The organism is Microvirga sp. GN3 (genome assembly GCF_055792825.1).
This window is the reverse complement of the sequence record NZ_JBVVAK010000002.1, coordinates 159,892-173,770: the sequence shown is the minus strand read 5'-3', so window position 1 is coordinate 173,770 and position 13,879 is coordinate 159,892. Positions and strand designations below refer to the sequence as shown.

General features: G+C 58.1%; 15 protein-coding genes. 7 read left to right on the top strand and 8 right to left on the bottom strand.

Annotated features, from left to right (window positions below; all coding sequences use genetic code 11):
* Positions 1-420 precede the first annotated feature (420 nt).
* The gene (gene fliK, locus ACS5Q1_RS01885) at positions 421-1,164 is read left to right on the top strand and encodes a flagellar hook-length control protein FliK (RefSeq protein ID WP_473096637.1); all 744 of its coding nucleotides are present in this window, start codon (positions 421-423) and stop codon (positions 1,162-1,164) included.
* Positions 1,109-1,732, top strand: coding sequence for a transglycosylase SLT domain-containing protein (locus ACS5Q1_RS01880; protein ID WP_473096599.1), 624 nt, complete (start codon positions 1,109-1,111; stop codon positions 1,730-1,732). Before fliK ends, ACS5Q1_RS01880 begins: the two co-directional genes overlap by 56 nt.
* Before the next feature lie 31 nt (positions 1,733-1,763).
* Here the strand turns inward: ACS5Q1_RS01880 and ACS5Q1_RS01875 are convergent, their stop codons facing one another.
* The 8 genes from ACS5Q1_RS01875 to motA all read right to left on the bottom strand — a co-directional run bounded on the left by ACS5Q1_RS01875 (position 1,764) and on the right by motA (position 7,763).
* Entirely contained in the window at positions 1,764-2,471 is a 708-nt protein-coding gene (locus ACS5Q1_RS01875) for a hypothetical protein (protein WP_473096598.1), read from the bottom strand.
* 26 nt (positions 2,472-2,497) lie between these two features.
* Positions 2,498-3,001 (bottom strand): hypothetical protein, encoded by a 504-nt coding sequence (locus ACS5Q1_RS01870; RefSeq protein ID WP_473096597.1) that lies wholly within the window; start codon positions 2,999-3,001, stop codon positions 2,498-2,500.
* Entirely contained in the window at positions 2,998-4,062 is a 1,065-nt protein-coding gene (gene flhB / locus ACS5Q1_RS01865) for a flagellar biosynthesis protein FlhB (protein ID WP_473096596.1), read from the bottom strand. The genes ACS5Q1_RS01870 and flhB overlap by 4 nt, the downstream gene beginning before the upstream one ends.
* A 172-nt stretch (positions 4,063-4,234) precedes the next feature.
* Complete coding sequence (locus tag ACS5Q1_RS01860; protein WP_473096595.1) at positions 4,235-5,263, bottom strand: flagellar motor switch protein FliG; 1,029 nt, start codon at positions 5,261-5,263, stop codon at positions 4,235-4,237.
* 14 nt (positions 5,264-5,277) lie between these two features.
* Positions 5,278-5,643 carry a flagellar motor switch protein FliN gene (gene fliN / locus ACS5Q1_RS01855; RefSeq protein WP_203442382.1) on the bottom strand — a complete coding sequence of 122 codons (366 nt, stop codon included), beginning with the start codon at positions 5,641-5,643 and terminating at the stop codon, positions 5,278-5,280.
* An 11-nt stretch (positions 5,644-5,654) separates the two neighbouring features.
* Positions 5,655-5,969 carry a hypothetical protein gene (locus ACS5Q1_RS01850; RefSeq protein WP_203442383.1) on the bottom strand — a complete coding sequence of 105 codons (315 nt, stop codon included), beginning with the start codon at positions 5,967-5,969 and terminating at the stop codon, positions 5,655-5,657.
* The gene (locus tag ACS5Q1_RS01845; protein WP_203442384.1) at positions 5,950-6,882 is read right to left on the bottom strand and encodes a flagellar motor switch protein FliM; all 933 of its coding nucleotides are present in this window, start codon (positions 6,880-6,882) and stop codon (positions 5,950-5,952) included. The genes ACS5Q1_RS01850 and ACS5Q1_RS01845 overlap by 20 nt, the downstream gene beginning before the upstream one ends.
* Positions 6,882-7,763: a flagellar motor stator protein MotA gene (gene motA, locus ACS5Q1_RS01840; RefSeq protein ID WP_203442385.1), complete on the bottom strand. Its 882-nt coding sequence runs from the start codon at positions 7,761-7,763 to the stop codon at positions 6,882-6,884. The genes ACS5Q1_RS01845 and motA overlap by 1 nt, the downstream gene beginning before the upstream one ends.
* A gap of 201 nt (positions 7,764-7,964) precedes the next feature.
* Between motA and flgF the strand changes: the two genes are divergently transcribed.
* The 5 genes from flgF (at position 7,965) to ACS5Q1_RS01815 (ending at position 13,866) form a co-directional block, all read left to right on the top strand.
* Entirely contained in the window at positions 7,965-8,690 is a 726-nt protein-coding gene (gene flgF / locus ACS5Q1_RS01835) for a flagellar basal-body rod protein FlgF (RefSeq protein WP_473096594.1), read from the top strand.
* Positions 8,691-8,698: 8 nt separating this feature from the next.
* A complete protein-coding gene (fliI, locus tag ACS5Q1_RS01830) occupies positions 8,699-10,021 on the top strand; it encodes a flagellar protein export ATPase FliI (RefSeq protein WP_473096593.1) in 1,323 nt (440 codons plus the stop codon).
* A 96-nt stretch (positions 10,022-10,117) separates the two neighbouring features.
* On the top strand, positions 10,118-11,317 hold the full coding sequence (locus ACS5Q1_RS01825) for a flagellar hook protein FlgE (RefSeq protein ID WP_473096592.1): 1,200 nt from the start codon (positions 10,118-10,120) through the stop codon (positions 11,315-11,317).
* 32 nt (positions 11,318-11,349) lie between these two features.
* Complete coding sequence (flgK, locus tag ACS5Q1_RS01820) at positions 11,350-12,813, top strand: flagellar hook-associated protein FlgK (protein WP_473096591.1); 1,464 nt, start codon at positions 11,350-11,352, stop codon at positions 12,811-12,813.
* 3 nt (positions 12,814-12,816) lie between these two features.
* A complete protein-coding gene (locus ACS5Q1_RS01815; RefSeq protein ID WP_473096590.1) occupies positions 12,817-13,866 on the top strand; it encodes a flagellar hook-associated family protein in 1,050 nt (349 codons plus the stop codon).
* Positions 13,867-13,879 lie beyond the last annotated feature (13 nt).

Genomic DNA, 13,879 nt, shown 5'->3' with positions numbered 1-13,879 from the left:
CTGGATGGCGCCGAAATCGATCCGCTGCAGGCCCTCCTGCCTGACGTGGCACCGAGCGACGGCTCTACAGGCACGTCAGCGCTTCAGTCGGGAAGTCCCATACTTTCGATTCTGGAGAATCTTCTCCCCCGCATTCTGGTGCAGACCGGGAATGGGGGCAATGCCGATGCAGGACAGTCGGGTGCATCCCTTGCATCTGCTAATTTGGCCATGCCACAGCACGAGGTGGACGAGCTGAGTCCGGCGAGCTCAGGATTGGGATCGAAGCTTGCGGTATCGGTTCAGAACCAGGAAACGCATTTCAGGCCTATTGTCGAAGGGTTAAGCAACTCATCGACTGAGTCAGGCGCGACAGTTCCAGACGAAGGGACAGATCCGACAACGGAAACTCTGCTCCCTGCGAAGCCCAAGGGCGCTGAGATGAAAAGCCAGCTGTCAGGCAATGGCGATGGGTTGAATCAAGCTTTGGCCGATATGGCTGCCGAAGCCGAGGCTGCAAAGAGAAGCGAGGAAGAGGGAATCGTGAAAGACGTTTCCCTGGATCGCGCTTCCGGTCGCGCAGAGCTGCAAAAGCAGTCGCCGGTCGGCGGATCGAAATCGGAAACAGCTTCTCTTCCACCTTCAACACTTCAGCATCTCGCAAAATCCATCATCGAAGATGTCAGGGGACTGACAGAACCTCAACAGCCGTCCTTTCAGCAGGATGGTTTGAATCGGGTCGCCACAGCGAGAGCATCCGCTGGGGTTCTCAGAGTCCTGGATCTTCAGTTGAAGCCGGCGGAACTCGGCCTCGTGACGATCAGGATGCGGCTTGCCGGCGACGGTATCGAAATGGAGATTCAAGCTCAAAACGAGGATACGGCCGAACTCCTGAGGAATGATGCGGAGAAGCTGTCCAGCCTCCTCCGGGTATCCGGTTATCGCCCCGATGCAATCAACATTCAATCTACTGAAGCTGCCTCTCATGACCGCTCTTCATTCCAACGTCCTCAGCAAGGAACTCAGTCACAGGGCCAGGCCTTTGACCAGGGCGCGGCGGCAGGTCAGGGGAACTCCTCGCGTCATCAGGACGAGCGGTATGGCAGAGGTGGGCCGGAACTCCGCAGGGATGGGAAAGAGAGCCTGCCTCCTGGCGGCAGCCGTACTGGCGGGATCTACCTTTAACATTGGGATCGCCACCTCGAGCATGGCGCAGTCTCCAAGCGGCCTATGCGAACGAGAAATGATGCGAGCCTCGTCGAAATATGGCGTTCCCCTGGGCATGCTCTATTCCGTCGGTCTCACCGAAACGGGACGTCGCGGCAGCCTGCAGCCCTACGCCATGAATGTTGAAGGAAAGGCCGTGTTCTCGAGCAACGCGGCTGAGGCAATGCAGCGTTTCCAGGAAGCCAGCAGAGGCGGCGCGAGGCTCATCGATCTCGGCTGCATGCAGATCAATCATCTTTATCATCGTGAGAACTTTCCATCACTGGAAAGCATGTTGAATCCACGCACCAACGTGGAATATGCCGCGCGCTTCCTGAGTGAGCTCAAGACGCGTCATGACACCTGGACGATGGCCGTCGCGCGCTATCACGCGGGGCCGAACAACGATCCGGCACAAAAGCGATATGTCTGTCGCGTCATTGCCAACATGGTCGCAACCGGATTCGGTCAGTGGACCCCAGGAGCCAGAGCTTTTTGCGCGGATGCTCCTGGCTTGAGCAGCGGACAGACGGCTTCGGACGGTTGAGGCAGCGGTATCCAGAGCATCGAATGATGCTCTAGCGTGACATCCTGATTTCCGAGCCGGAGCTGTTCAATGTTCCGGCAAGCGCGGCCTCCGCTCCTGACAAGCGGGCAACCAGCTGGCCGCGCGAGAAAAGGATGACCTGGTTCTCGCGGAAGCTCCAACCGTTCACGCTCCGCATGGTCTCATGCGTACACCCTTGCGTTGAGGCCTTGTAAAGATCCAGAGACGGGACGCTGGAAAGCTGCACCTTGCAGGAGGACGCGCCGACGCGAGCATTCCAGGTTCCTGCGTAGGAAGAAGCGCGTTGAGGTGCCGTGAAAATGCCCGGAGGGCTCGACTGGCTATCAGCAGGGGCTGGGCCTGCCGCGCGTGATGGTCGATCGGGCGTAATCGGCGTCGGGGCGGCCAGGATGACCTGATCTGAAGGGGGCGCGATGCCGATGTCCTGGGTCGTGGGGGCAGGACCTATATCCGCTTCAAGATGGACTTCGCGCCGTCTTTCGGGGCGCGCTATGTCGAGTTCGATCGGATTGGCCGCAGCGATAACGGGGCCGCCGATCGCATATTCGGGCGATGCGGGCAGCCGCCCGCCCCATGGTGCGGAATATTCCGGGTAATTCCGACGGACATGTCCAGGCCCCCAAGGTCCTTGACTGTATGAGGCATCGGTCGAGTTGCAGCCCGAAATCACCCCTGCCACTGCCATCAGACTCGCCGCTGTCAGAAGTTTGTTTTGCATTGAATCGGTCTGTGATCGTCCTGCGCTCAATGGCGCACGGTTCCGGCAAGGCAGTAGGACGACTTGAACCGGGATGGCAGTGGCCGCAAGCGGGCGGATGAAAGAATCCTCTCAAAGGAAGATGGATTGAAATCCGCTTTGTGGAATGTTGCGTCCAAGAGAACTTTGTTGATCTTTACGCCGATGTAATAGTTGCCGAAGATGAGCTGGAAGAAGACCGTGATGGAATCATGTACGAATTCCATTTCGAGAACGATACACGACGAATCTTCTTGTCCTGAATTTACGTGAGCGACATAGCCGTAGGATAGCGTTTCGCCCTTGAAATAGAGTTCGGTGGACGACGTGATCATCTCGTCCATATTGCCGTGCAACTGATTATCGGCATAGAAGCGAATGATCTCAGCATCTGCAAGGCAGAAATCGGCGATGACATCCTTGATGTTGCACGCCAAGACCTCTTCGAAGGCTTGAATGTCCCAATGCTCTCTCAATGGAGCAGCAACTTCGACGACGCGAAGGCCTCTCATTTCGACCTCGTGAGAATGTAGAACAGGATCTGAGCGACGGCTTTATAGAAGTCGGGAGGAATCATCCGATCGACCTCAACATGATCGTACATGGATCTTGCGAGAGGCTTGTCTTCGATCACCGGGATGCCACTTTTCTCGGCAATCTCACGGATCTTCAGTGCGATGAGATCCTTGCCCTTGGCGACGACGACCGGAGCGCTCGCCTCGCTGCGCTCGTAGCGCATGGCAATGGCAAAGTGGGTCGGATTGGCGATCACGAAGGTAGCCTTGGGAACCGCGGCCAGCATTCGCTTGCGGCTCAGGTCCTGAGCCAAGGAGCGCATCCGCGCCTTGACCATCGGATCGCCCTCCATCTGCTTATACTCTTCCTTAACCTCCTGCTTCGTCATCTTCAGATCGCTGTGCCATTTGAAACGGGCCCAGAGCAGATCCGCCGCAACAAGGACGATCGTCGCAATGGCGATGGCGGAGACAAGACGCATTGCCATGGTCAACATCAACTCCGGAAGGAGGGAGGGATCGGTGAACATGGCATTCAGAACCTTATATTGCTCCGACTTCAGAAGCAGGAGGCTGACGATTGTCATCGTTGCGAATTTGAACAATGACTTTGAAAATTCCACTAAACCCTGGCGGCCGAAGATCCGCTTCCACCCGCTCACAGGTGAAATTCTGTTCCACTGCGGTCTGATCCGCTCGGAGACAACGGATGGCACATTCTGCAATATCGATGCAGCAAGACTGCAGCTTGCCAGAATGATAATGATCGGGAGGAGGAATGCACCGACCTCAAGGGCTATTGCCTGGATCAGCGCAGCCGCGTCCGGCCCGGATTCAAGGCGAAAGTCCTGCGGACGATTGACGAAGAGCGACAGCTTCTCGGTCAGGGTCTTGGTGGTGCTGCGCGCCGAGAACGCGAGAACGAGAAGAATTCCCAGAATAGAAGCGAACATGGGCGCTTCTCTCGAAAAGGGAATGTTTCCCTTTTCGAGAGCTTCGCGAACCTTCTTATCGGAAGGCGCTTCTGTTTTGCTGTCCTTATCGTCCGTATCAGACATGATCCGAGGTTCGACTGCTAGAGCATCGGACCCAACAGTGGGAACCACTTTTGGGATCTAACCCGATGCTCATTTCTTGGGCTTGCGCCTCGTTGGTTACGAAAAGCGGGTCCACTTTTCACTGGCGTGGCCCTTCGGGCGCAGATGCGGACCTATGGTTCCGCACGTCGCGCTAGAAGTAGGCTTCATCCTCGGTTTCTGAGTTGATGACGATCTCCCCTCGACCGGCCATCTCCAGCGCGAGATCCGTAATAGTACGTCTGGCCTCCGCGATGTCGCGGTGAGCGGAGGGCTCCTTGCTGTTGAGCTCGTGCTCGATCATACGGCGAACGCGCGATGAGAGAGCGGTCAGGACGACCTTGCGGAAATCGTCGTTCGTGCCCTTCAGAGCCAGGACGACACGATCCGGAGGCACCTGGTCAAAGAGGGTGGTGCGATCCTTCGGCGTCAGCTTCACGATATCGTCGAAGGTGAAGAGCAGGCCTCTGAGGATCTCCGCCGATTTCGGGCGCACGGACGAGAGGCTGCTCAGGACATCCTCCATGTGGTCCCGTTCCATCTTGTTGATGATGTCGGCGATCTTCGCGTGCGTGTCGGCCCCGGCGTTCTTTGAGAAGTTCGCCATGAAGTCCTCATGCAACGTCTTCTCGATGTTCTTCATCGTCTCGTCGACGATGGGTTTCATGCTCAGCATGCGCCGCATGAGATTGTTTCGCAGCGGTTGCGGCAACTGCGTCATGACCTTCGCGGCACAGGACGGCTTCACTTTCGACAGGATGAGCGCCGCCGTCTGCGGATGCTCCTTCATGAGATAGGAGGCAATCGCACTCTCACTGACGGTCGATATACGCTCCCAGATGCTTCTGTTCGCGTTTCCGACGACCTCGCTCATGATGCTGGCGATCTGCTCCGGGCTCAGAATTCCCGTCAGCAGCTTTTCGATATGAGCCGCACCTCCGACCAGGTCCGCGCCGTCGGTGAAGTTCGATGCGAACTCCTCAACCAATTGCTCGATCTGGGTCGGAGATACCGGCCCAAGTTGAGCAGCGGATTTGGTGACAAGGCGAATCTCCTCCTCGCTGAAGTGCTTGAGGATCCTGCTCGCAGCAGGCTTTCCCATAGCAAAGAGGAGGGTTGCGACGCGCTCAGGTCCTTTCAGAACCTTTGTGCCATTCGCCTTCATGGGAACGTGAGCGACCATGTCGTGAAACCAACTTAGCCGTTAAGATCGTTGGTAGGAGGACCGACAATTTCGGTCAGTGAGATGCCGAATCGGGAATTGTCGTCTTCGACAACGACGACCTCACCGCGGGCGATGATGCGTCCGTTCACGACGACATCGACCGGTTCGCCGACCCTGTGATCGAGGGGCACGATCGCGCCTCGCCCGAGCTTCATCAGATTGGCAACAGGCATCGTTGCGGAACCGAGGACAACCTGGATCGTGACTGGAATGCGCAGGATCGAGTCGAGATTCTTTCCGCCACCCAGCTTGTCGTCGTGCAGAGAGGAGCCTTCAAAGGCGTTCTCCTGCTGCCACACTGCCTTGTCTTGGGGTTTGGGCTCGAAGGGATTCGTCATCGGATTGGGCCTTATGAGTGAGATGTGCCGGAGTATGACTGCCTTTGCAGGCGGGCCTCTTGAGTGAGGTGCTCAAGCCGCGTAGCAATGGCCTGGGCTTCCTCGATGCGCTGACTGAGAAGAACGAGGGTCTCTTTTCCCTCCGCGCCGAAGCTCGCCACGGCGTTTTGGGCGGTCATCAGCGCGACTCCGGTTTTGTCGAAGATCTGCTGATATTCGGCATGGTAGCGATCAAGCCTCTTGAGCTTTCGATACATGACCGCGACCATGACGGCAGTCGTCACGAGAGCAAGGAACAGGATTGCGTTAGCGAGGGAGGACATCATCCAGAAACTCTTTTTCCTGGTCGATGAGTTCATCGACCTTCAGAACATATGATCCCTCCGACTGCCCGATATGACACCAGAAGAGACCCTGCTGATTGCTTTCAAGCTTGACGCGGCTGCGCGGGGTTGCCTGCAGTTCGATGACGTCCCCGATCTTGAGATCGGCGATCTCGCCGAGTGACAGGAAGCGCTCTTCGAGAACCGCCTTGAGCGTGACCTCGGTCTTCTTCACTTCCGTGGCGATTTGCTTCATCCACCGCGGGTCGCGGCCTGACGATTCGCCGGTCACCACATGGGAGAGGGCTTTCCGCATCGGGTTGAGGACCGATTGCGGAATGATGACGAACATTTCGCCGCCGCGGTTGAGCGCCTGGAGAAGGAACTTGGCTGCGACAGCCTGATTGTTCCGCCGCCCGATGACGGCAAAGTCCATACGGGTCTCGATGCGCTCGAGCTTGAATTTCGTGTCGACGATCAGCGAGAATGATGCCTGCAGAGCCTTGGCGACCTGCTCGAAGAGCGTTTGAGCCATCCTGAGCTCGATGTTCGAGAAGCCCCGCGCTTCCTCCACCGGCGGTTCTGAGCCATCGGAGCCGAAGAGCACCTCCACCATCGTGTAGATGAAGTCACGGTCGAAACCGATTAGGATATGGCTATCCCACTCCGGAGCATGAAAAATTCCCGCGACGGCGTTCGCTTCGTACATCTCCAGGATTTCGGTGATGCGCCCGCTCTCGAGCCCGCTGAGCGAGTAGTACATGGGCGATGCCGCCATGTGGCGCAGGTGCTCGGCGCAACTGGTCGACATGCGGTCAAAGATCACATGAAGCATCGGCAGGCGATCGAGAGAGAGGCCTGCGGCATCCAGAAGCATGTCGCGAATGTCGGTGGCGCTTTGTGCTCCGCTCATCATCACGCGGCCTCTTTCAGGTCTTCGGAACGGCCACCGGTCGTCGTCGCGGTTTCAACTTCGTCGATGGTCGGGCGATACTCCACGGAGATGCCCTTACGGCCATGTTCCACGGCGATCTGGGGGAGGGCGCCGTTCATGTAGGCGATGAGAGCCTGCTTGACGATGACATAGACGCGGGTCTGTTTTTCGCGAGTCGACTTTACCTTGTTCGCTAGCGGCGACAGGAATGCGTAGGAGATGAAGATGCCGACGAAGGTTCCGACTAGCGCGGAAGCAATCAATCCGCCCAGAATCGCGGGTGATTGATCGATGGCGCCCAGAGCCTTCACGATTCCCAGCACGGCTGCAACGATGCCGAGGGCCGGAAGCGCCTCCGAGACGGTATTGATGGAATAATAGGGCTTCAGGCGATCACGCTTGAGAGTCCCGATTTCCTCTTCCATGAGAGCCTCGATCTCATGAGGGCGTGCATTTCCAATGATGATCAGCCGTGCGTAGTCGCAGATGAAGAGCGTGAGGTCCTTATCCTTGAGAACGTTCGGAAAAGCCTTGAAGATCTCCGATTCTTCGGGCTGATCGATATGGCCTTCGACCTCGTTGCGGGGCTTGTTCTTCAGTTCCCGCATGAGGGCATAAAGAAGCCCCAGGATCGAAAGATAATGATCTCTCTTAGGGACGGTGCCGGAAATCGCCTCGCGCGCGGCCCGACCCGTGTCCTTCACCAGAGACATGGGGTTCGCGATGATGAATGTGCCGATCGCGATGCCGCAGATGATCACGTATTCCCAAGGCTGCCAAATCACAGCCAAGTGACCGCCCATGGCGACATAGCCGCTCACGAGCGAGCCAATGGCGACTGCCAATCCGATCAAAACGCCCAAAGTTGTGGTCCCTTTTGTGAAAGTCCAACCTGTTGAGGATGTCTTAAGCGCGGAGGCTTGCGCGAAGCTGGAAACAGGGGAGCAAGCCTCGTGCAAGGCTGTTCGATTACCCCTCGGCCAGGTTCATGCGGCAGACAGATGTCGCGCCATCAGGGCCGGCCTCGCAGGCTGCCCTCATGAGAGAAAGGCCGGAGCTCCTCGATGCAATCTTCGCTTTATGTTGCGCTGTCCGCCCAGGTGGCCATGGAAAAGCGCCTCAACACGATTGCGAACAATGTTGCAAACATGAACACGGGCGGATTCCGGGCGGACGAGGTGAAGTTTGAGGAAATTCTCTCGCTCGCAGCGAAGGAGAACGTGTCCTTCGCGTCCTCCGGGCAAAACTTCGTGTCGCGGCGGACCGGCCCTATCACCAAGACCGACAATCCGCTCGATGTCGCCATTCAGGGAGAGGCCTGGTTCGCCTTCAATGGCCCCAATGGAACGGTCTATACCCGGGATGGCCGCTTCAAGATGAACGAGAACGGCGATCTTCTGACCGTCGAAGGCTATCAGGTTCTTGACGCCGGCGGCGCACCCATTGCCCTCGATCCCATGGCAGGTTCTCCGACCGTCAGCCGTGACGGCACAATCATGCAGGGAACCAACCAGGTTGGAGCGATCGGTCTCTTCAATCTGAGAAATGACAGCAAGCTCAGCCGCTTCGGAAATTCTGGTGTCATATCCAACATTCCGGGTGAAGTCGTTCAGGACTTCAACTCTACCGGAGTTCAGCAGGGTTTCAGCGAAGGATCGAACGTCAATCCCGTTCTGGAGATGACGAAGATGATCGCGGTCCAGAGAAATTTCGATAGCGCGGCGACGACGATCCAGGAGAGCGAGTCGACCCTCATGGATGCCATCCGGACCCTTGGCCCCAGCTCCTGATGGCAGCGATGAACGCTCTCCAAAAGCTTGAAGAATTCGTTCTGACCGAAGCCCTCGGGCGGCGGAAGATTCAGATCAGCGGGACCATCCGCGAGGTGAATCCCAGCTATTACCGGGTTTCGGGATTGTCGCAGTTCGTGAAGCTCGGGGACCGTGTCGGCTTTGCAGCTCGAGGAAAGACGCAGACCGGAGAGGTCGTTCGCATCGATGACGGCGGCATTACCGTCAAACCCTTCAATGGGCGCATCGAGACCGGTATCGGAACGCCTGCCTTCATTGTGAGCGATACCGGCTTGAGCCCCGATCACAACTGGCGGGGGCGGGTCATCAATGCTCTCGGTGAGCCGTTGGATGATCTGGGACCTCTCATTCCGGGTCACAAGCCGGTACAGAACGACGCTGAGCCACCGTCCGCCATGACGAGAGCGAGGGTCAAGACGCCTCTGAAAACCGGCGTCAAAGCCATCGACCTGTTCACGCCGATCTGCCAGGGGCAGCGCATCGGCATTTTCGCGGGTTCCGGCGTCGGCAAGTCCACGCTGCTGACAATGCTTGCCAAGTGCGAGGGCTTTGACACGATCGTCGTCGCTCTGGTCGGGGAGCGCGGCCGCGAGGTGCGGGAGTTCCTGGAAGGGCCCATTCACGCGAACCTGCATAAATCGGTCATGGTGGTGTCGACCGGGGACGAGAGTCCGATGATGCGGCGCCAGGCTCCGAGAACGGCAGTGGCACTCGCCGAATACTTCCGCGACTGCGGCGATTCGGTTCTGCTCATCGTGGATTCCGTGACGCGTTATGCTCATGCCGCCCGCGACGTGGCCCTGGCAGCCGGAGAACCGGCGGTCGCCCGTGGCTATACTCCTAGCGTCTTCAGCGACCTGCCCCGTCTGCTGGAACGGGCGGGGCCTGGGGCGGAGGGAAAAGGCTCCATCACGGGCATCTTCTCCGTCCTCATCGACGGTGACGATCACAACGACCCTGTCGCCGACAATATTCGCGGAACGCTCGACGGTCACATCGTTCTGGACCGCTCGATCGCGGATCAGGGGCGGTATCCGGCCATCAATGTCCTGGGATCGATTTCGCGTCTGGCCGATCATGTCTGGTCCCCGGATCAGAAGGAACTCGTGCGTCGCCTTCGCGGGATGATCGCCCGCTTCGAGGATACGCGGGATCTCCGACTGATGGGCGGCTATCACCCGGGCAACGATCAGGAGCTCGACCAAGCGGTCGTGCTCGTCCCGAAGATCTACGAAGCGCTTCGGCAGGATCCGTCCATGCCTGCCAGCCGTGATGCCTTCATGGATCTGGCGCAGGCCCTCAAGCAATAGAGTTGTTCACGTCCCGCAGCATTGACCCTGGATCGGAATACAGCCTCGCACAAGCGTCATGGTGTTAGGTCCAGTTTGAAACCGTAGGAGCTTCAGATGAGTCTTTATGGCGTTCTTCGTAGCGGCGTTTCTGGCATGAACGCACAGTCGAACAAGTTGGGTACCGTCGCCGAGAACATCCAGAACTCGAGCACGAATGGGTACAAGCGCGCTTCGACGGAGTTCTCATCCCTTATTCTTCCTTCAAGCGAAGGCAACTATAATTCCGGCTCGGTCACCAGCAGGGTTCGCTACACGATCGCCGATCAAGGCCCCATTGCTTACACGACGTCGGCGTCGGATTTGGCGATTTCGGGTAACGGCTTCTTCGTGGTGAGCGACCCAAGCGGATCCCCCTACCTGACGCGCGCCGGCAACTTCGTCAAGGACGGGCGGACGGGCAATCTTGTCAATGCATCCGGGTTCACCCTGATGGGCTACAAGTTGGGAGCGGGAGCCGTTAATCCCTCTCTGAACAGCCTCGACGGTGTCGAGCCGGTCAATATGGCTTCCTTTGCCATGCAGGCAACCGGATCGACGAAGGGAACCTTCAAGGGCAATCTGCCGGATGGCGCGCCTGTCGTTGCACTTCCGGCCGTCAGTAAGCAATCTTCGCTTCAGGTCTACGACAAGGTCGGCAATCCGATCAAGATCGACATTTCTTTGTCGAAGATCAGCGATACTCAATGGAGCATCAGCGTTGCGAATGGAACGAGCGCTGATCCGCTGACCGGAACGACAACGATGACCCTGACCTTCGACGCGGATGGTCAACTGACAGGACCATCCGTGCTGAACTTCGGCATTCCCGGCGGCGAACCATTTGCCCTTGATATGGCGGGCATGACGCAGTTGGCCGGCGAGTACAACGTCACGGGTGAGGCGAATGGCAACGCCCCGTCTGCGGTGAAGGATGTCGAGTTTGCCGCAGATGGCACGGTCTATGCGGTCTACGAGGACGGAACCCGGGTTGGCGCCTATCGGATCCCGCTGGCGAATGTGTCGAGCCCGGACAACCTGAGCCCTCGTGCCGGCAACGTCTATGAGACGACCGCTGCCTCTGGCGGCTATCAGGTCGGCTTCCCGGAAACCTCCGGTTTCGGGTCCATCGCATCCGGTGCTCTCGAAGGATCGAATGTCGATATCGGCACCGAGCTCACGGCGATGATCGAGGCGCAGACCAGCTATACGGCGAACTCGAAGGTCTTCCAGACCGGATCTGAACTGCTCGACGTCCTGATGAACCTGAAGCGGTAACTCTTTCACCTTTGCTCAAGGATCATTGATCCATGTCTCTGTCAGTAGCCTATAACACGGCGCGCTCATCGCTGCAGGCATCGCAATCGCAGATGGCGATCGTATCCCGCAACACGTCCGGGGCCTCCGACCCGAACTATTCGCGCAAGATCGCTGCCCTCACAACGACAGGCGGGTATGCCCGCATCACGGTCCTCCGGGCCAGCGATCAGGCGCTCCTGACGAAGATGTTGGAAACAACGTCCGATTCCGCCACCCAGAAGGCCCTGCTTGAAGGGTTGAAGAAGCTCAGTCAGACGGTCGGCGATACGGAATTGGATCAATCCGCCGCGGCACGGGTTGGTGCGCTGAACAGCGCGCTGCAGCAATATGCCAACGCACCCGATAATCCAGTTCTGGCACGGGCATTCGTCAAGGCTGCATCGGACCTGGCGGATACCTTGAACCAGGCCACTGCCACGATCCAATCCGTCCGCCTGGAGGCAGATGGAGGAATGGCCGGCTCGGTTGCCCGGATCAATGATCTCCTTCTCAAGTTCGAAAAGGCAAACCAGCAGGTCGTGAGCGGTTCCGCTCTTGGCGCCGACGTCAGCGACGCCATGGACACGCGCGACGGCCTGATCGCACAGCTGTCCGAGGAGATCGGGATTACGGTCGTGCCGCGCGCCGGCAACGACATCGCGCTGTACACGGATAGTGGTGTGCCGCTGTTCGAACGTACGGCACGGCCGGTGACGTTCAACCCGACGACGGTCTACGGGCCGGCTACGACAGGTGGGGACGTCTTCATCGACGGGATCCGCGTGACGGGACCAGGGGCACTCATGCCGCTGAATTCCGGCAATCTTGTCGGATTGGCGCGCTTGCGGGACGACGTTGCGGTCACCTACCAAAAGCAGCTCGATGAACTCGCCCGCGGGTTGATCCAGACTTTTGCCGAGAGCGATCAGAGCGGCGCGGGAAAGCCGGATATGCCCGGCGTCTTCACTTTCGCCGGTGCCACGGGCATTCCCGCGATGCCTGCGACGGCGGGACTTGCCGGATTGATCCGGGTCAACGATGCCATCGATCCGACAAAAGGCGGCAAGTTCGAGAATATCCGCGATGGCGGAATCAACGGCGTCGACTACGTCTACAATCCGGACGGCAATGCGAACGCCGCATTCTCCGAGCGGCTTTCCTCCCTGACGGAGGGCATGGTCGCCCAGCGCCCGTTCGATCCTAGCTTGGGCTTCGGGCCGACCGCGTCCCTGCAGGGCTTTGCTTCCCTGACCGGGAGTTGGCTGGAGGCCTCACGCCAGAGCGCAAGCCAGAGCGTCGATTATCAGACGACACTCCTCGGACATGCGTCCGAGGCGCTCTCGAATGCGACCGACGTCAACATGGACGATGAGACAGCGCTCATGCTGCAGCTGGAGAAGTCCTATTCGGCCTCGGCAAAATTGCTGTCGGTCATCGACCAAATGCTCAAAACCCTTCTCAGCGTCGTAGGCTAAGCCATGAGAACGACTTTCGTCTCAACAATGTCCCTTTGGAATTCGTCCAAATCGTCCCTGGACAAGCTCCAGGCCAATCTGGTGAAGGCCAACAAGGAGCTCGTTTCCGGGCGCGAGGCCGATGTCGGCCTGAAGCTCGGCTACAAGACGGGAACCACATTGTCCTTGCGTCAGGATCGCGCCGAGCTCGATGCCCTAACCGATAGCAATGCGTCCGCTTTTCTGCGCATCAAGTCGACGACAAAGGCGCTGGATCAGATCAGAACCACTGCGGACAAGCTCATGGAGGCTCTGATCTCCACGCCGATAACCGAAGCAACTGCTAAGACGATCGCGTATCAGGCGAAAGCCAATCTTGCCAACATGATATCGGCCATGAACACCGGAGCTGGTGGTCAATACATCTTCGGCGGCCTGAACTCCCAGGAGAAGCCTCTTAACAGCTATGAGGGCGGAGCTGCGAAAGCCGCTGTGGATGCGGCTTTCGCGGCAGCACCGCCGCTTGGCTTCGGATTCAATCAGGACGCCGCAGCTGTATCGACGATCACTCCCGCTCAGATGGAAGCGTTTCTAGACGGGCCGTTCGCTGATCTCTTCAAGGGTGCCAACTGGCAGAACTGGTCGAACGCCTCAAGTGAGAACATCCAGAGCCGGATCTCTCCACAAGAGAGACTCGAGACGTCCGCCAATGCCAACGATGAAGCGATTCAGAAATTGTCGATGGCCTATACGATGATATTCGATCTTGGCCTTGGCGGGCTCAATGACGAGACGAAAGAGGTCTTGATCAATAAGGCCATCGAAACTTTCTCTGGTGCCACCACAGGCATGACCGGTATGCAGGCGAAGCTGGGAACCGTGCAGGAGAAGATCGAGCAGGCGGGCGAGAGGATGAGCCTGCAGAAAGACATCTTTGACGAAAAGATCATGCATTTAGAAGCGGTCGATCCTGCGGAGGCAAAGATCAGAATCGATCAGCTGTCGACTCAACTTCAAACATCCTACTCCCTAACGGCGCAACTCAAGAATTTGAGTCTGATCAACTTCATCTGATTGTCGGAGTTCA